This window comes from Jannaschia sp. L-14R (assembly GCF_056857695.1).
This window is the reverse complement of the sequence record NZ_JBSXNP010000006.1, coordinates 110,686-130,005: the sequence shown is the minus strand read 5'-3', so window position 1 is coordinate 130,005 and position 19,320 is coordinate 110,686. Positions and strand designations below refer to the sequence as shown.

The 19,320-nt window shown below is 59.0% G+C and carries 12 protein-coding genes; 3 read left to right on the top strand and 9 right to left on the bottom strand.

The window, feature by feature from the left end:
• Positions 1-252: 252 nt before the first annotated feature.
• Genes pelG through AC13C2_RS01370 form a run of 5 tightly spaced genes read right to left on the bottom strand, consistent with a single transcriptional unit; the run spans position 253 to position 6,643 of the window.
• Positions 253-1,677: an exopolysaccharide Pel transporter PelG gene (gene pelG / locus AC13C2_RS01390; RefSeq protein ID WP_482885711.1), complete on the bottom strand. Its 1,425-nt coding sequence runs from the start codon at positions 1,675-1,677 to the stop codon at positions 253-255.
• Positions 1,677-3,188, bottom strand: coding sequence for a GT4 family glycosyltransferase PelF (gene pelF, locus AC13C2_RS01385; protein WP_482885710.1), 1,512 nt, complete (start codon positions 3,186-3,188; stop codon positions 1,677-1,679). The genes pelG and pelF overlap by 1 nt, the downstream gene beginning before the upstream one ends.
• Complete coding sequence (locus tag AC13C2_RS01380; RefSeq protein ID WP_482885709.1) at positions 3,185-4,057, bottom strand: hypothetical protein; 873 nt, start codon at positions 4,055-4,057, stop codon at positions 3,185-3,187. Before AC13C2_RS01380 ends, pelF begins: the two co-directional genes overlap by 4 nt.
• On the bottom strand, positions 4,050-5,075 hold the full coding sequence (locus AC13C2_RS01375) for a hypothetical protein (RefSeq protein WP_092758783.1): 1,026 nt from the start codon (positions 5,073-5,075) through the stop codon (positions 4,050-4,052). The genes AC13C2_RS01380 and AC13C2_RS01375 overlap by 8 nt, the downstream gene beginning before the upstream one ends.
• Entirely contained in the window at positions 5,072-6,643 is a 1,572-nt protein-coding gene (locus tag AC13C2_RS01370; RefSeq protein ID WP_482885708.1) for a polysaccharide biosynthesis/export family protein, read from the bottom strand. Before AC13C2_RS01370 ends, AC13C2_RS01375 begins: the two co-directional genes overlap by 4 nt.
• A gap of 315 nt (positions 6,644-6,958) precedes the next feature.
• On the opposite strand from AC13C2_RS01370, the gene AC13C2_RS01365 reads away from it, so the two are divergent.
• Positions 6,959-9,232: a polysaccharide deacetylase family protein gene (locus AC13C2_RS01365; protein ID WP_482885707.1), complete on the top strand. Its 2,274-nt coding sequence runs from the start codon at positions 6,959-6,961 to the stop codon at positions 9,230-9,232.
• Between the two features lies 1 nt (position 9,233).
• Positions 9,234-10,589 carry a tetratricopeptide repeat protein gene (locus AC13C2_RS01360; RefSeq protein ID WP_482885706.1) on the top strand — a complete coding sequence of 452 codons (1,356 nt, stop codon included), beginning with the start codon at positions 9,234-9,236 and terminating at the stop codon, positions 10,587-10,589.
• Here AC13C2_RS01360 and AC13C2_RS01355 read toward each other — a convergent pair.
• The 4 genes from AC13C2_RS01355 to AC13C2_RS01340 all read right to left on the bottom strand — a co-directional run bounded on the left by AC13C2_RS01355 (position 10,531) and on the right by AC13C2_RS01340 (position 18,342).
• Entirely contained in the window at positions 10,531-11,520 is a 990-nt protein-coding gene (locus AC13C2_RS01355) for an endo alpha-1,4 polygalactosaminidase (RefSeq protein ID WP_482885705.1), read from the bottom strand. The genes AC13C2_RS01360 and AC13C2_RS01355 overlap by 59 nt on opposite strands.
• Before the next feature lie 184 nt (positions 11,521-11,704).
• Entirely contained in the window at positions 11,705-12,751 is a 1,047-nt protein-coding gene (gene galE, locus AC13C2_RS01350) for a UDP-glucose 4-epimerase GalE (protein ID WP_482885704.1), read from the bottom strand.
• 359 nt (positions 12,752-13,110) lie between these two features.
• Complete coding sequence (locus AC13C2_RS01345; protein ID WP_482885703.1) at positions 13,111-17,037, bottom strand: polysaccharide deacetylase family protein; 3,927 nt, start codon at positions 17,035-17,037, stop codon at positions 13,111-13,113.
• 387 nt (positions 17,038-17,424) lie between these two features.
• Positions 17,425-18,342: a LysR family transcriptional regulator gene (locus AC13C2_RS01340; RefSeq protein ID WP_482885739.1), complete on the bottom strand. Its 918-nt coding sequence runs from the start codon at positions 18,340-18,342 to the stop codon at positions 17,425-17,427.
• Between the two features lie 103 nt (positions 18,343-18,445).
• On the opposite strand from AC13C2_RS01340, the gene AC13C2_RS01335 reads away from it, so the two are divergent.
• Complete coding sequence (locus AC13C2_RS01335) at positions 18,446-19,303, top strand: methylenetetrahydrofolate reductase (RefSeq protein WP_482885702.1); 858 nt, start codon at positions 18,446-18,448, stop codon at positions 19,301-19,303.
• Positions 19,304-19,320 lie beyond the last annotated feature (17 nt).

Below are 19,320 nucleotides of genomic sequence, written 5' to 3'. Positions count from 1 at the left end.
GTCCAGCGTTATTCAAAGGTTTAATAAAATTAACCAAATCTTAACATAAAGTTGCAGGCATGTCACAGATTTTTCCTGCCAACTTTACTGTTAACGTTTTCAGGAGCTTTAGGTTGCAGCAAACCTGTAAATATTCAACTGGTTGCATGTATAGGCTAGGCGTCAAGTGGCTTGGTAACCATGGCGTTACCAAGGGGGGCAGCCTTCCAGACCGGCTCGTCTTCAGGATGAAGTGATTATCACAAGTAAGAATCACCTCCCGTATAGCGAATCGTTCTCTCCGAGAAACAGATGGTAGTCATACGCCTGCAAGGCCATGTAGGCGGCGTAGAAAGCGACAAACGCTGCGACGAGTGAACTTACAAGGAAAGCGTAGGCGGAAATTCCGATTGTCGCATTTAGCGTCAGGCTAAGACCAAGATTGAGCAGCAGGAACCCGCCCTGGATTATGGCGAAGTGACGGGTACGATTGGCGACAAGAAGCAGCGACGCGCAGAGAAACATTAACGAGTGGAAGAACACGCCGATCAGGCCCACGCGCATCATCAGAAACTGTCCGAAGCTGAAATCGAATGATTTTGCCAGCAGGGGTGACATCAATATCAGGCCTATGGTGATTGCGGCTTGTACCAAGGCGATGTTGAACAGGCCGGACCAGGCAACCCGTGCAAGGCCATCGATACGGTTGCGGAGGACCGCATGGGTCGCGCGCGACTCGAGGACGGTTTTGAAACGCTCAATCACGGCGACAAGATCGCCATGGTGAAAGACAAGTAACGCAGCGTAGGTGGGGATAACCGAGAGGTGCGACAGAAACATGACGCTGTCATAGGCACTGTAGTGAAGGAAGCCTGCAGTTGACCGGACGCCATCGGGACCGAACCAGAATACCCATTTGTCGATCCAGACGCCGCAGATCGCGAGAAAGACGCCTATGCACAGGATGGCGTTTGCGCGCAATTCTCGCAGAAGCTGACGGAAGGTATCCGCAAATCTATCGTAGCGACAGGGGAACATCTGCTGGATGTGTCGGATGGACAGGGCGGCGCAGAACGAAATTCCCGCAGCGAGACACCAGATGAGGACCTCGGTGGTCGGGGCATAAATCGCGGCCAGAAGCGCGCAGCCGACCGAAAGCGCCATGCCACAGGTAAAGGCTGCAATAAGGAAGCCGTAAGATTTTACGGCGGCCAGGACGGCGAAACTGGTCCATAGCAACGCGGCCGAGACGGTCAGGAAGACAAATCCGGTCGCGACGCCGACCGGGCCGATTCCGAGAAGCAGGATTACGGCAATGGCGACGATCTGCGCCACGATGCCGGAAAGTGCGGCAGAAGACAGGAAAAGCTCTGCGATGGTGGCGTGCTCGCCGGCTTCGACCGCAGCAGAGATGCTACGCGCCGTGACCGCGCCGATAGGTCCGGCAGCCAGCGGAGCGATACTGAAGGCATATACAAAGGTGAGCCGGAGATCCTCGACGGCGGCAAGCCCCATGATCGGTGTCATTGTGACGGAAATGATGGCCAGCGCGATGACGGAGACCAGCCAGGGCCCGGCAGCGACAATAATGGCAGCACCAAATCGACAAATACCGGCCAGAAGCGGATCGGCCATCAGCCACTCTGCATCGCGGGCAACGGCGCGAAGGCGATCATGTATTCGGCGGGAATGCGACATCAGGCGACAAGCTCCTGATAGAGCGCAGCATAGCGTCCGGCCGATATCTCCGAAGTGAAGTACATCTCGACACGTTTGCGAAGCGTTTCGCCACAGGCGGCACGAAGGGCCGGATCGGCCATAAGTTCGACGATGGCCTGGCCGATGGCATCGGCGTCCATCGGGGGGGCGATACGGCCGCCAAGTCCCAGATTGGGATGCTCGTCTGGCGCCCCTTCGATGATTTCGCGGCAGGACCCGACATCCGTGGCCACGCAGGGAATTTTCGCGGCACCGGCTTCGAGCAGGACAAGCGGCTGGGCTTCGCTGATACTTGTCAGGACGAGAACATCGATCTGAGGCAGAAAGTCGACAATGTTGACCTTGCCCGTGAAGCTTACAGTCTCGCTCAGCCCCAGTTCGGCCACCCGACGCCTGCAAAGGGCATGATAATCCTCGTCCTCGTCAGTCGGCCCGATGATAAGAACATGGACGTCGGGGATGGCGCGGCGGACAATCGCTGCGGAAGCGATGTAGGCTTCGATGTCCTTGATCGGAACGACGCGCCCGATCAGTGCGACGGTTGGGCGCCGACCGGATCGTTGCGGCCGGATCGCGTCGAATTTCTCGAGATCGATGCCGTTCGGGATGACCCGAAGCTTCGCTTCGGCGGCACCAAGTGTGCGCTGGAACGATTGATTGGCCCCATAGAGCGTCGTGATCCTGAGACAGCCGTCATAGGCGATACTGGCGAATGATTCGAACGTATCGATCCAGAACCGTCGGACGTCGGTGCGCGCATCGTTGCCAGAAAGGCCACTGTCGATCGTGTCGGCGATCCAGTCGGCCATGACAAGATCGATGCGGCGCTCGTTAGTGTAGATACCGTGCTCAGTAATGGCGGCGGTGCGTCCCGTAACGCGTGCAGCGCGCACGGCGTAAAGACCGGCATAGCCTGTCGAGATGGCGTGATAGGTGCGCGCAGGCGGTATGGGTGCGGTCGCTATGGAAAGAAGGCTTCCGACAAGGGTGCGCCAGGCCCAGAAGAAGTCGCCGAATGCGGCTTCGGGCGCGATGCGCCGGTAACAGTCGGTAATCGCGTACCAAGCAGCAGCCGAAGTTGTAAGGTCGCCATAGTCAGGCGGACGAGGCGCGGCGATGAACCCTAAGGGCTTTCGTCGCACCGGTTGCGAGACAAAGTCGAGAAGGTCACCGAAGGCATCAAGGTCGCCATCGCACAGCACACTGTACATAAGATCCGCAAAGCGGACTCGGTTGATCGCAGGCCCCCGCAGTCCGGGCTTTCGGACCCGAGGCGCAAGAGGGACCACATGAAAGGAGAGTACGTTCGAAGGCAGCTCGTATTTTATCTCGCGGACCCGCTCATCTGAAACGATGGCTACCACAGCGAAGGTTGTTTCCGGCTGAGTCCGGATCAGCCAGTCGAGCCACGACGAGACCCCTCCGGAAATGAATGGATAGCAGCCCTCGACAACGATGCAGACATCGACAAAGGGCTCATCGGGGGTCATCCCAAGCCGCCGCATGCGTATCGTTTGAGGCGAGGCATCGCCCGAAGCATCGACCGAGAAGGCCCAGGTCCGGAGGCGGAGGCGGAGGGAACAGAGGGCGGGGTATTTTCTTCTTTCAGCTTAGAAGCAAGAAAGAGGAGTTTCTCACGGGTCTCATTGTCAACGAACCCGGAAGCGGCGACTTCCAGAAAGGCGTTTGCGTCGAGGGCGGGGCGCGCGTGGTCCTCGCGCTCGGCTTGGTCTAGAAGATCTTTGGCCCGGGTACCGTAAGTCCCGCGCAGCTTGGCATAGACGGCCGCCGCCTGAACGCGAAGCGCAGGTACGGGGGATGCCAGGGCAGCGGACAGGGCTGGCCGCATATCGGGATGATAATTGCGCGAAATCGCGGCGATAGCCTCCTGTTGCTGGTGAAGCGTGCCCGAGCGGAAGGTTTTCAGGAAGCTTGATACCGCATTACCGGACAATGGGTGCCGTCGGCGCTGGCAGATCTGATCAAATAGCTTGTCCGCAGCATCGTGCAGCTGCGGATCACGTGAAAACTGGTACGCCGTACGGCTGGATAAAATGCGGGCCTGCGGCAGACCAAGCCCCGGAGCGATCATCATCAGAGCGAGGCCACCGAACGGCCCGAAGAGAACGAGAATGACGAAACTGGCGACGGTTGCGGATAGGGGCCGAGGGCAGAGTAGGGCTGACAGAATACCGAACGCCAGCGCCAGACCGAGGTGAAAGGCAATGACCAGGATCATCGACAGGTCCTGACTCAGCCAAGCCTGGATTAAGAGGATATCTCCAAGCGCGGCCAACCCTACGAGGAAGCTGGAATAAATTCCCGCTCTTCGAGGTGCCATGGCGAAGATGTCAGGCATGGGCGTGCGCGGGTTCTTCACGCGGGGGCGCGAGGTAAATCATCGACGGAGCACGACTTGGCGGGGAGCGTCGAAGGCTGCTCTCGATTGCACAACAAAGGGCGGCAAGGGCAGGCTCAGCATCCTCCATGCCACGCTCTGACGGCGTGAGGGCAAGAATTGCTCCTATAGGGCGGCCAACCTGGGAGAACACCGTACGGCAGATGGCGTTATATCCGGCAGGTGCAGGTCCCTCGCCCGGAGCAAAGCGCAAGGGCTGGTCGGACGCAGAGGTCATGATAGCAGAGGTCAGAATATGAGCCGGCGTTCTGTTTGGCATTTGGATATTGTCATGGGTGGCGATGACCGGCGACAGGTTTTGATTTTTGTCGAGATGAAGCCAGACAACCGGTGTGGACAGGCAGGTGCGCGCAGCTTCGATGAAAGCCATTGGGCGATGGGAAGCGTCCGCCCTTGAGAGGCGATCAAGAGCTTCCAGAATATCGGCGCCGGTAGCATCATGGGGAAGCGCGGTCTCGAAGGCACGAGTGGCCGCTGCAAGTTCGGTCCGGGCGACGAATGCATCAAGGCGGTGGATTTCTCCAGCCAGCGTAAGGTTGACGTTCCGAAGCCGCTCGGCTTCTTGGGCCAGAGCGCGCTCTCGGCCCAGTTGCTGCTGTCGATAAAGGCCGATGACAAGGGCAACAACTAGCCACTGTACCGGCTGGGTGGCGATATCGACGTAATATTCGGTGATGTCAGTCCCGACGGCGCGCGACGGCCAGTCCATCATCATGGTCGCGAGGCCAACGATCGAAAGGCCGACGAAAAGACCATGTTGGACTGCGGCAAGAAGAATGACGATCCAGAATGGGTGATAGGTGAGGCTGGAAAAATAGCCTGCGCCAAAAAACAGGGACTCGGAGGCCTTGATAGCAAGCAGCAGTACTGCACTGCCGACAAGGCCTCGCAGGAACAGGCCGGTTTCGGCACGCGGAAGTTTCAGATCTTGAGGGACGACATTATCTGCATAGGTCATCTCGTATAAGCACTCTGGATGAATACAGGCCGGTCCCGGGCCGCCGAAGCGTTGGTTAGTGCGTCTTCATCATCTTCATCCGCCGTCCGCGCCGCTACGGTGACCAAATCACCGGGCCGAACAAGGGTATTTAGATTGGCGGAGATAGTGCGGGTCTCGTTCTCGTCGGTGGGTCGGTCGATAGTGACAGCAAACCCGATCCCGTCGTTCTTGAAGAGGTCCAGTTCGGCAAGCACAGTGTGGAATTCCCTGTCGACCGCGTCGGACCTGGCGGAAAGGCCGCGCAATTCGGCCGTCAGGGTCTTGATACGGTCTGCCTTGACCAGTTCTGCGTCATGTTGTGCCAGTCGCAGTTCTGCCTCAAGACGAAGCAACAGATCCTGCTTTTCGAGGAAAATGCGTTCGGCGTCCATGGCGCGCATCGCTGTGTCGTCGAGACCAGAGGCGGAAATCAACCCTTTCTGGAGCATCTCGGTCTTTTGCTCGCGGCGAGCGAAGTAGTAGTCCATCTGGGATTTTGCCACCTCTTGCTGTTGGCGAGCGGTCTCGATCCTTATGGTCATGTCGTTAAGCATGGCTTCGGTTCGAATCTGGCGCATGCGTTCAGCCTCGATCTCCGCGGCCAGGGCACGACGTTCGGTGGTGACCCGATCTTCGCCCAAAAGATCCAGCGCTATCCTGATCGCCTTGTCATCTTCGGGAAATACATCCTGATCGTTCAAAGCGGCTTCGATGCGCATGCGTTCCAGCGACAGACTAATGCGGGTCTTGCCCAGTTCCGAACGGCGGGATTCGAGCGCAATGCGACGGACTTCCTCCATAGGGTCACGCTCATCAATTGCACCGGCTTGGGCGAGGACTCGCTCGACGGTCAGTCCGGAGCTGTAGGTATAGGATCCGGGTGCGCGAACAGCGCCGCGCATGAGGATCGGAGGCCGCGTGGTAAAAGCCGCGGTGATGGTATTCTGCGTACGCATGCGCTTGAACGCGGCATGTGCGACAATGGCCTCGATGCAGGACAATGTTTGCCCGGCGACATCGACACGGCCAATGGCCGGCAGGGAAACCGCGCCGCTGTCGCCGACCTCATAGGTTCCGGAAAGGTCGAGACGCTCAAAGACTATATCGGTTGGCGACATGCTGCCGCCGGAGGTCGTGTCAGCGGCCAGGGTGGAAGTTTCAAAGATCCTCAACTGGATCCGGTCGCCAATGACTGAAGCGTCATATCTGGCCTCCGGAGCATTGCAACGATCCGGGACGATCGGTGCAGATACCCCGGTCTGCAGCGGTTTGATCTTAACCGGTTCCGGAGACGGAAGCGACACGGCGATGGCTGTGGCGATTGTGACAGGTTCGCCAGAGCTTTCCGTAGGCGATTGATCCACTGGCGATTGAAACGCCGAGATGGCTGGGCGCAGGCGGAGATCGGCGCGGCGATAAAGGTCGCTTGCCTGTGTGGTTAACGCCTGAATGCCGCCATCCTGCACGGCGGGCCAAGCCCAAATACCGGTCAACCCGGATGTTACGATTGTCGCGCTGACGAGAAAACCACCAAATCCGCTCGACATTTCGTTTCCCCTAAAATTATGGCCGCACTCGCGCAACCGACTCAAAAAAATATCTTTGAAGCATGTAAAAATTACGATAAATCAAACCTGTCTTCAATTGACTTTAGGGAGAGTCGACTGGGGAAACAGCCAAGTGACACTCAGCCAATAGTGAAAAAGATATTCGAAGGTTTAAAATGACTGGCCACAGGGTGAATCCGAAGGAACCCTCGGCCAGTCAGCGCTTGCGAGTTAAGCGCCTGCGAGGCGCTTAACCCTTCGGATGACACCTTAGGGAGAGGCCGGAATAAGTTGGGTCGAATGATGATCGGAAGCATGAGGAGACCTTTGCTGGTCCATGAGAAACGGGCGTTCAGCCAACGTTACAAGGCTGCGCCCATCGCCCTTATGACGTTACTTGTCTGGGGCATTTCCGCGGCTGGGGTCTGGGGTTGCGAATCTTTGCCGCGAAAGACGCTGGCTCTGTATGATAGCGATCGTGAAGGCGAGCCGCGGGACACGCGGATTCACAGATATGCCGAGGTGGTTCTCAATCACATGGGACAAGTGGTCGTTTACTACGATGTGGCGCAAGAGACGCCGCCCGAGGTTGATCCGACCGAAGTGGGGCTTGTCATGTCTTGGTTTGATGGGCCTGCGGTCGGAATGCCGAATGTAGGGAAATGGCTGGCGCAAGAAGATGCTTTTTGCAATGGCGGCCCTAAAATTGTAGCATTCGGAAATTTCGATCCCTGGACCGGACTTCAGGATGATATTTCCAATAAAGCTCTAGCTTCAATGGGAATGGAAACCGATGGTGTAATTTACCCCGTGGGTGTGTCATCTGTAGTTTCCCAAAAGAATGATGACCTGCTGGATTATGAAGCAGATTTCCTGATTGAACCGGGTGATTATCAAGGTGTAGTCGCATCAGCCGCCGCTCTCCCGCTCTTGCAGATTTCCACTCCGGGCAAGGAGGTCGCCTTGGCGGTGGCAGGGCCAGCAGGTGGTTATGTTCACGCCACTGCAACGGTCGATACGGACGCGCGGGGGCAGGCTTTCTGGATCATTGATCCGTTCGAATTTTTCCAGCGCGTGCTGCAAGAGGATGCGGTTCCAAAGCCGGACCCCACAACATTTCAGGGTCTGCGCACATTTTTCGTCACCGTTTCCTCGGTGGGATGGCTGGATGTGATGCGGACGCGGGTGTTTGGAGAGCCGGAACGACTGGCGTCCGAAGTCCTTGTGGAGCGGCTGGTCGAGCCCTTCTTCGACATTCCGATGTCGATTGCTGTCCTGGCAGGGGATCTTGTCCGCGAACCCGGTGGGAACTTTGCAGACCGGGGACGTCAGGCGGCGATGCGCGCCTTCGCGGCGGCGAATGTGCAGGGGGCCGCGCAGGGCTTCAGCGATATCCGTGACTGGAGCTTCTTCGCAGATTATGACGAGGGCCAAGAGGCCGAGATACTTGATGCGCCGGAAGTGGAGGAAGGACGGGACGCGCTGGTAACGTCAGCAGTGAAAACGCTGCGAGGTGCATTTACGGACACTGGGGCATCGACGTTCTCGCACACTCCGGGGGCGCCTCGAAAATATGCGACAGCACCATTCGACCTGGGCATGGAACTGGAGGGGGCGATCGAGCAGTTGAACGCGCTTTCGCACGGCGAACGTCCTGTGCAACTTTATGCCTGGAGTGGCAATGCCCGGCCATTTGAAGAGGCGCTTGAAGCGCAGGCGGCAACAAGCGTGCCCGCCATAGGCGGTGGTGGCGGTATCATGGATGCGGAAGGATCGTCGCTGACGGGCCTCTGGCCGTTCTCAGCCCAAGTCGGCGATTATAGCCAAGTCTATGACGCGCTCAGCGGGGACGCGTCCTATACGGGATACTGGACATCACCACTATACGGTTTTTACAGGTTGAAAGAGACCCTTGAACAAACCGAAAATCCCCGGCGGCTGAAACCCTTCCAGCTTTCTTTCGCCGCGCGGTCGACGATCTACTTTGAAACCCGACGGGCGATCGCGTCTTACCTGGATCTGGCGCGGTCATCAGAAGTAGTGCCTATCCGTGCGTCGACCTATGCGGAAACCGTTCAGGGCTTTCTATCGGCGCGGATCATTTCCAAGGGGCCCGGCACCTGGCAGATTCGTGATCGGGGTGCGCTGCAGACGGTGCGCCTGGATCAGGCCGAGAACTGGGCCCTTGATATGCGACGTAGCGAGGGCGTCATGGGCGCGCGGCGAAAGGGCGAGAGCCTTTATGTCTCGCTCGATCCCGGAGTCGATGTGCCGCTGGTTGCGCTGACGCAGGAGGGCATCCAGAGCGGCATCGTACTTGGCTCCGAAGCCCCGGCGCTGATCGAAAGCCGACTGATCATTGAAAACTGGAAGCGGGGCGACTGTGGCGTGGAACTGGAGGTTTCGGGCTTTGCTGAGGGTGAGGTGGTTCTGTTCGGGCCGCCTCAGGCCCGATACGGGGTCGCGATCTCGGATGCCGATCAGGATCGACGGCAGGAGAAAATGGCAGACGAGGCGGGACTGCTGAGAGTTCTGGTCCCGGCGACGCCCGGCGGCCTGACCGGTCTGTCCGTTTTGGGAGCGTGCTAGGATGAGACTGGAGGCGATGCGCGACTACGCAATAGTGTCTGTGGTTGTTGGGGTGATCGCGGTCGGAGGAATCGTGGCACTGCGACCCGACCCTGCAATAAAGTTCGAAGCAGATCTGTCGCGTATGGAACCCGAGGAGGCGTTGAAAGAGCTGCGCCAGGCAGAGGGCAAGATTGTGTTTCACGACAATCTTGAGCTTGTCTTTGGTCGGCTATCCTTGGCGGACGGTGATCTGGACGGGGCCCGCAGGTCGTTCCTGAGGCTGCTGTCGCAGGCTGGGCCGTCCGAGGATATTCTTGAGACACTTGCGGGTATAGAGGTGACTGCGGGCGATTTGTCCGGTGCGGCGGTATTCCTTCGGCAGGCATATGATGCCTACCCGACGCCGGATCGTCGGGTGCGCCTTGGCGGCTGGTACAGATCCCTGCGCATGGCCGAAGCCGAGCGTGCGCTTCTTCTGTCCGTCGATCCGACAAAGCTTTCGGTCTGGGAGGCCGAACGTCTGGGGCGCCTGCTGATTGCCGCCGGGCGGGTCGATAGCTACGAGAGACTGCTCACGTCATTTGCCGAAAGCGACATACAGGAGAACCTCGCGTTCAAGCGGAGGTTACTTGAATTCCTGGTCGAGGCGGGACGGCCAATGGAAGCGGTGGTCGTTGCAACGCGATGGGCCGAAGGGCCCAAGGGCTCTGAGGCGCTCGAGACTTCGGTGCGGGCATTGATCGGACGTGGCGCAATCGATGCGGCAATTCTGGTGGCCCGAGAAGGATTTCGCGTGTTACCGCAGGATGGATACGTGGTCCTGGCTGTCTTTGCCAATAGCGGCCATGGTGGTGTTGCGCGCATCCTGCAGGCGGAATGGCTCTCAACCCGCGACACCCTGAGCGAGGCGGAATGGGCGGCGCTGTCCCTTCTTGCGGAAAGCACCGGCGATATGCGGGGCTTGCAAAGCGCGCTTGCGTCCGAGCGCAAACTGGCAAGTCCGCGGGCGACCGGGCAGGCCCTGATGCAATTGGTGCGTTATCGCGGCGCCGGAGCCCTGGTCCCGTATCGCCAACTGCTGAGCGAGGAGATTTTCAAGGAAGCACCGCTGGTAGGCGCAGCCTGGGCAAACTGGAGAGGTGATCAGCCCGCGACCTACAGGCATCTGGTCGCCGCGGCAAAATACCCGCTGGGAGAATGGGACCAGCTTATCTGGATGTCGTTGCTCGAGGGGCTGCGCGGCAGCCCTTTGCATCGAACGCTTCTGACGGGCGTGGTGGACAATCCGGATCTGCGCTATCGCTTGCGCGAAAGCATCATTCCGTTACGGCCGGCCGACCTGACGGAAGCTGGATCGGAGGGGCAACCTGGTTGAAGGCTTCGTCGGCGGCGATATAGGGATAAAAGCCCGATTGCGCCGCCTTCTTCGCAATTGTCTGGCGCAGTTTTTCAGGGTCCTGGTCCGGAAATTGAGTCAAGATATCGAGCGACAGAACGGCGACTCCCTGGTCGCGAAAGTCCTGTTGCAGCGCCTCGATCGTGCCGGCGTTCGTGGTCGCGGCCGAGAAGTTTTCGAGCATGACGGCATCGATGGCTTTCAGATAGGATGAAAAACCGGCCTTGCCTTCGGGTCCGGGCTCTGCCCCGGCTGCATCGCGACCGATGAAGACGCCATTGTTCACAACGATATATGCATCGCATTTCCATTCGCGGGCGCGGGCTGCGATCAGTTCGACCAGCCGCATCATTTCAAGCGCGAATTCCGGGGCATCCTCGGGACTTTCGGGACGTTTACCTGTCGGCCAGCGGAGTGTGCCATCAAGCGCCTGAGTGTAATAGTGCAGCACGTCGTCCAGAAAGAGGCCATCGATGCCCGTCTGCATCAGACGGTCAACCCGCGCCAGGACGATGCCCTGCCAGGCTTTTGTCCAATAGGCGGCAAGATGCTCACCACTACTGGAGGTGGGGCCGTACCACTCTGGAAGGTCATCGGGCGATGCGGTGTCAGGTTCGGTAACAAGGTCGATCCAGTAATCGCGATAGGTTTCGATCTCGCTGACATTAAGGTAGCCGAGGGTAGGGCGGGTGCCGTCCCTGTTAATCTTTGCGATCTCTTCGGGGCTGAAGAAGACCTCGCGGCCAGTCTCGCTGTAGGTCGCGCCGATCTTGGTTACTTCGAGGATCAGAAGGCCGTGCGGCTGCTGGGACAGCGTTTCGGCACTGTATGTAGCTCCCCAGTACTGGACGCCGAACCCCTTTTGCAACGCCGAGGCAAGCCGTGCGGAGCGTAATCTTGCACTGGACATGGCACATTCCCGGTCGGGAGGCTGGAGGGCTGCAGAAGCCTCCTGGGTTAGAACGATGACGGCGGGAACGCTGGCAACGACGAATCCCAAAAAGGCAGCTGGCCGAAACAGGGACATGAGGTTCAAGGCAGATATTTTCCGAAAGGCGCTGCTCCCCGGCGCAGGGTTGGAGCGGACCGGGGGGCTAAGTGACCAGAGCCGTCTGTCGCTGGAACGCCCAATGATCGGCGCACATCCGGGATAGGTCACGGGTCGCGCACCATTGCAAAAGGGCAGCGGCGCGCTTGGGATCTGCAAGTGACACTGCCGCGTCACCCGGACGACGATCTGTTACGCGATAAGGGATCGCAAAGCCGCAGGCGACCGAGAACGCCTCGATGATCTGAAGGACGCTATATCCTGTTCCGGTGCCGAGGTTGATCCGGAGATGGCGATCTTCGGGAGAGGTATCGAAAAGATGCTGGATCGCCGCGACATGTCCGGACGCAAGATCCACCACATGGATATAGTCGCGGACACCGGTTCCGTCGGGAGTGTCGTAATCCGCCCCGAAGACCTGAACCTCCTTTCGCAAACCGATGGCCGTTTGCGCCACGTAAGGAAAGAGGTTGTTCGGTACATCCTTGGGGTTTTCCCCGATGAGACCGCTGGCATGGGCACCGACCGGATTGAAGTATCGCAAGGAGATTGCGCGGAAATCCGGTTCCGCGACGGCGAAATCGTCGATCATCTCTTCGATCATCAGCTTGGTGCGGCCGTAAGGGTTCGTAACCTGGGTCGGCGCGGCTTCCGGGATCGGTAGAACCTTCGGGACCCCATAGACCGTGGCCGAGGATGAAAAGACGAGATTCTTTGTGCCGACGTTGCGCATTGCCTGCAACAAGGAGATCGCACCGAGAAGATTGTCGTGAAAATAGAGCATGGGATCGGCCACGGATTCGCCGACGGCTTTCTTGCCGGCAAGGTGGATGACGGCATCTATGTTGTATCGGGAAAGGATCTCCTCGACGACAAGCCGATTGCGGACGTCACCTTCGACAAGGACGATTGTGCCGGGGGCGATTTTCGGAATGCACGCCACGGCGCGACGGTCTGAGTTCTCGAAATTGTCGAAGATAACGACCCGGTGGCCGGCCTGGAGGAGTTCGACAACGACGTGCGATCCGATGTAGCCGGCACCACCTGTCGCCAGGATGGTCTTGCCCGATGGGGGCTTTGTTGGAAGGCGCATCATTCCACCGTGACTGATTTTGCAAGGTTGTGGGGCCGCGTCAGCGAGGAAAGAAGGATATGGGCGACCGATCGATTGGCGATCACACCGACAATTCCACACATATGCGAGTTCTCCTCAGGCGTTTTGCGCAATTCCAGGCTGAAGCTGTGCGATCCCGGCGGAGGCACAATGCAAGTTAGGATACGCCGTCACTGGCCTGCCCGGTGGAAGATGGCTCCGCCGGATTACCGCTCTGATCCATCGTGACCTCCTCGGTAGCCGGGAACATATATCCATCTGGCCCAAAGGGCGTTCTGTGCGAGTCGCAGATCGTTATGACGCTTCGGGATGCGTAATGGAAGAAGCTGGAGGAATGGTCAGGCAAAGAGGAACGGATCGGTGACGATGTCAGCAGATGAAAGATCCCCCTGGTTGAGGCCCGCCAGAAGCAGACGATCCGTGTCACCGAAAGTCAGCTCTAACCCTTCAGCAGTGTCTACGAAGGCGCCCCACGCAGCCTCGGCATCGGCAAATCCGAAACCGGAAAGCTCCAGCGTGTCGATCCCGGTCGCGAAGTCGAGGATCGTGTCGAAAGCATCGCCCAGACGGAAAACAAAGTAATCATCTCCGCCGCCGCCGGAGAGGATGTCATTGCCGCCGCGCCCTTCAAGAGTGTCTGCTGCACTGCCGCCAAGTAGTATATCGGAGCCGGCATCACCGATCAGAAGGGTGCCCGGTGCAAGGTAGTCGACCGAGGCCGTGTTCAGGCCAACCGTATCGAAAGTCAGCGATACGGATCCGGCATCAGGCAAGGTCGCGCTGTCGGCACCGGTGATGCGGATGGGTGCGCTGTCTTGCGATCTGAGAGTGACGAGAACCTCTCCGCGCCCCGAGAAGCTGAAGTCGAGATCGGACCCGTCGCCAGAAACGGACAGAAGATCGCCACGCATCGGTAGTGCGGAAATACGCGTCACGTCCGCCATCTCAGTGCCCAGCGTAATCTCGAAGGTTCCGCCGGAGCTGGGCAGGAAGACGGAATCGCTGTCCCACGCGTACCAGTTGGTGACGGATGCAATCTGGCCCTCCTTGCCGAGGTCGATCGCGAATTTCCCCGCGTCGCTGGAGCCGACAGTCACGTTCACAACATCGCCCACACGTGATGTGGTCAGGCTGCTTGCCGAGAAACTCGCGATACGTTCGGCCAGGTCCTTTCCTGTGACGAACTCGGCTCCGGATGCAGCCGCGGCCGCGATAAGCGTTTCATACATTTGAAAACTATAGACCTGCCCAGGGGTTCCGAGGTTCCATTCGGTAGGTCCGTAATCATGCCAGGGAAATGCAAGGATCGGGGTCGTGCCGTTGGCGGTCAGTGCGGCAAATTCAGCAAGCCACGTGGCTTCGGCCTGTTCTGGGGTCATGCCGTTGAAGCCGACAAGCGAGAAATCGAAAGACATGTTGGGGGCCAGATAGACCCGATCGTTCTCACCGGGCGTCAGGTATCCGAAAGCACCGGGGTAGCCCGCCCCGGTCCCCGAATACCCGCCGCTGATATAGTCGAAGAACTGGATGATCTCACGCGTGGCGTCGATCCGTTCCGGCGCACCGGATACTGCGGCCCCAGTGACCTGGATACCCATCTCGCGTTCGATAACCAGTTTGGAATATTCGAACTGGAAACGGTATGATGCTTCAAGGACCGCCTTTTCCTGAACGGTCAGGTCGGCGGGGTCGATGGCGTTGGGGTTGGTGGGGTCGGTCCGTGCCAGTGTGTCAGCCAGAATGGCGTTGAACTCGCTCGCTGTCATGTCCGGATAAACGAAGTTCCGCGCCTGCAGAAGCTCATCCGTCACCACATCGGGGAAAAGCAGGTTCGTATCAACGGCATGTGTATAGGAATGGGTTCCGATCTCGCTCTCAAGCGCCAGAAGCCGATCGTAATAGGGCTTCGAGACAGACCAGTCGGTCTGCTGATCGGGCGGGTTGGAACCGATATTGACATAGTATGACCCGACGAAGCCGTAGTTTTCGTACCAGGTCTCTATGATCGGCAGCATCGCATCATAGATGCCGGGAGTCTGTCCGCTGACGTCCCACGTCTCCTGCGACTGGTCCATGTCATTGCGCGAATAGAAGATTGAGCTGTTGCGGGTCATCAGCAGCGAGATGTCCGGCGCATTATCCTGAAGAACCCAGTCGATCGCCTCGCCCAGGATGTTGTTGTTGCCCATGATCGCATCGGTCGCGAAATGGACATTGCGCCCGGCGGTCTGTGTCGCAATGACGGCATCGTAGGTGCCATCACTCACAACTTGTTCGAAAAGAACCTGCCCTGATCCGGTGGTGTCGGTGAAGTTCAGGTATGAAAGGTTGCCGTAATTGCCCACGACCTGCCCGTTGGTATAGCCATCGAGGATAGGGTTGGCCGCATTGGAGGCGTTAAGTGTAATTCCCTGAGTGGCGCCAAAACCTTCGAGAGTGACACCCAGTAGAGCGTTCATGCGGGCATAGGAATTTCCGGGAAGGGCCGCGCCGGTTTCATCGTTGGTCAGGAAATTACCTGCGACGATCATGCCGACTCCATAATCCTGCGCTGCGGTCGTCAGGGATGCGGCGATGGTAGCAGCCTGGCTTGCCTGAACGTTCGAAAAGCCGGGGAATACGATGGCATCGTAACCGGCCAGGCCGGTCGGATCGAGCAGGTCGGCCTCGGTCAGCAGGTCGAACGGGATTCCGGCCTGCATGGCCTGATTTTGCGCGGCCATGAAAAGCTGACCATAGGCCGTGATGTCATAGAAGTTTGCAGCGGTGGTCGCCGAATAGACTATCGCAATGCGTGACTCGGGCGCATCCGTCGGCGGCGGCAGGGGAGCACCTACGACAAGGTTCGCACTGCTATAGTCGCCCGGAAGGAAAACAGCGTCGTTGACGTCGGCGAGAATCCGCACCTGATCAGGTGCCCCCGAGAGGAGATCTTTCGAGATCGCGACCTCAAACCCTGTTCCGTCGGCGGAAAATCCGAAATCGAGATCAGCAACATAGGTGCCGCCGGCAGCACCACTGTAGAGTCTGGCCTGGCCATCGGCAGTGATGTTGACGTTGTATTCGGCCCCGCCGGCCCAACCCCAGATCTGATAACCTGTGGTGCTGTTGAGGTCGGTATCAAGCCAGATGGTCGTGTTGGCACCAATCGTTGTTCCGTCCGACTCGATGGCAAAGACATACTGGTCACCAGCGGCATCCACGACAAATTCGCCGCGCAACTGGTACCCACCCTGGGTCAACAAAATGCTCTCGGGCGTCCACTCAGAAACCGACCCGTCCAGAGTGATGCCGCCGATGACGGGCGTGGGCTCGGATCCGACGATGAAATTCGCGTTTGCATAACTGTTGGGAATGAAGACCGAGTCGTTGACGTCGGCGAAGACCCGCATCGACGCTGGGTTCCCGACAAGTGCCCGATCCAATGCGATTTCGATCACGGTGCCATCTGCATTGTATGCAAAGTCGAGGTTGGCCACGAAGGTCTCGCCCGCGGCACCTGTATAGAGGCGCGCCTCGCCATCAGCCGTGATGTTGATGTTGTATTCGCCGCCCACGGCCCAGCCCCAGACCTGATAGCCGGTCGCGGTGTCGCGGTCGGTATCCAGCCAGATCGTGGTATTCGCCCCGATCGCGGTACCGTCGGTGGAAATGGCGAAGGTGAAGACGTTATCCTGAAGGTCGCCGTAAAACGCATACCCCGCCGCGCCGGTAGCGGGCGTATCAAGGCGTGTGGCTGCATCCCAATCCACAAGATTCCCATCAAGGGTCTTGCCTCCGGTGACGACGCTCGGGCTTGGTTCGGCGACAATGAAATTCGTGTTTGCGTAGCTGTTGGGAAGAAAGGCGGAATCGTTGACATCTGCATAGACGCGAACTGCGTCAGGATTTCCGGCAAGCAAGGATCGGTCAATACGGAACTCAAGAACACGCCCATCGGCGCTGCGGACTGCTTCGAGCTCGGCGACCAAGGTCTCTTCCGGACCGCCGGAATAGAGCCGCGCGGTTCCATCGGCCGCGATCTCGACCTGATACTCCGCGCCACCTGCCCATCCCCAGATCTGGTAGCCCGTGCCCCGGTCAAGGTCGGTGTCCAGCCAGAGCGTGGTATTCTCGCCAATAATGACGTCGTCAGCCGTGATCGCGAAATAGAAATAGTCAGGATCGGCAACGCCCCATAGCCCGTAGCCCAGGGTGCCGGTAGCAGCCGTATCCAGTCGTGCATCCGGGGACCAGTCCGAAATGGAACCATCGATCGTCGGCATTGGATGCCTCCCTCTGCTATCGTCACCGAGAACAAGAACCAGACGCACGTTCCCGCAAACGGCTCTGTGCGCCAATCATCCTGAGTTGGAAGGGCCGGATCAATGAGCGCGGCGGTTAATGAACTTCAGGTGAGGAAATGACGAAACGACTAGCGACTAAAGGAGAGCGCGGTTCGTCCAAGGGAGAGAAATGGATAACGAAAAGGTGCGAATGACATTATATCGCGCCGGATTTGCCGAAACCGACTCGTTTTGGTTATGCAGCCATGTCCGAAACTTGCGCCGATTGACGAGACCTAAATACTCATGAACCTGCGGTCAGGTCGATCCGCTGGCTCAGACACTTAATGATTCAGGCGCTACATGTGAAAAGTTCGGACGTCAGAGTCAGGCCGATACGTCGCTGCGTTGCAGTTTGAGCGGTTCGGTCCGCATCAGGCGCAGGACATGGGCCATAAACGGCTTGGAGGCGTCGACTTCGCGGACCGCCGCGTAAAGCCTGCGGGTCACGCCCTTGGCGGTCAGCGGGCGGGTCACGTAGTCGGAGTTGTATCGCACCTCCCGAACGACCCAGTCGGGCAGGACGGATACCCCCCGGTTCGATGCCACCAGCAGCAGGATCACAGCGGTCAGTTCGACCTGCCGGATCGCCGCAGGCTCCACCCCGGCGGGCGTCAGAAGCTGGCTGAACACGTCGAGGCGGGGGCGCTCGACCGGATAGGTGATCAGGGTCTCGCCCGCGAAATCTTCTGCCTCGACATAGGGTTTCGCGGCCAGCGGATGAGAAGATGACGCGAGGAACACCGGCTCGTAATCGAACAGTGGAGCAAATTCGACACCCGCAAGTGTCTCTGGGTCGGAGGAGACGACCAGATCGACCTCTTCTTTCTGAAGTGCGGGCAAGGCCTGGAACTGCAAACCGGGGCGGATGTCGACGTCGACTTCGGGCCATGCGCGGCGAAACTGCTCCAGCACCGGGAACAGCCATTCGAAGCAGGCGTGGCATTCGATGGCGATATGCAGGCGACCCGTTTTGCCGGATTTAAGTCCCGCGAAATCCTGCTCCACCGCTTCGACCTGCGGCAGCACCTGTTCGGCCAGACGCAACAAACGCTGCCCGGCCGCCGAAAGGGTCATCGGCTTGGAGCGGCGGACGAACAATTCCACCCCGATCTGATCTTCGAGGTTCTTGACCTGATGCGACAGAGCGGACTGTGTGATGTTCAGTCGGTCGGCGGCGCGGGCCAGCCCGCCGCAATCGTGGATCGCACGGATGGTGCGGAGATGGCGGAACTCCAGATGCAGTTTCATGAATCGTGTCCGGCTCATGTTGATGATGAAGATTATGAGCCTGTCTCACGAAACCGGATCGGGGCACAAGGGTTCAATTGCTAAAGGAACCGCCATCATGCCTGCCGTCTCGTTCGAGTTCTTTCCACCTAAATCTCTTGAAGGCAGCTTTCGCCTCTGGGATTGCATCTCAACACTCGCTCCTCTGGCCCCTGAATGGGTATCGGTGACCTATGGCGCGGGCGGCACGACACGTGAATTGACGCGGGAAGCGGTCGGCACCCTTGGTAAGCAGTTCGGGCTGCGGGTTGCCGGGCATCTGACCTGCGTTGACGCCAGCCGGGAAGAGACGCTGGAGGTCGCACGTGGCTTCCGCAAAGCGGGGGTCGAGGACATCGTGGCACTGCGTGGCGATCCGCCCAAGGGCGCGGACGGCTTTGTGCCGCACCCCGATGGTTTCGCCAATTCGGTCGAATTGATCGCCGCGCTGGCCGATGATGGTTTCAACGTGCGCGTCGGCTGCTATCCGGATGTCCACCCCGAGGCAAAGAACACCCAGGCCGATCTGGACTGGCTGCGTGCCAAGATCGACGCCGGTGCGTCAGAGGCGATCACGCAGTTCTTCTTCGACGCCGAGACATTTCTGCGCTTTCGCGACCGCGCGGCGGCGGCTGGCATTGCGGCACCGATCATTCCGGGCATTTTGCCGATCGAGGATTGGGCCAAGACGTCAAAGTTCGCCGAAGCCTGCGGTGCGATTATCCCCGATGAGCTGCGGGCGGCCTTCGATGTGGCGGTACGCGATGATCGGGCCGATCTGCTGGCCATCGCTCAGGCGGCGGAGCTTGCGGACACGCTGGTCTGCGAAGGTTGCGATCATCTGCACTTCTACACTCTCAACCGGCCCGAGTTGACACGCGACGTCTGCACAGCGCTTGGCCTCGCCCCGCGCCCCTCGCTCAGCCGGGTGGCCTGACCGGAAAGACGCGGCTA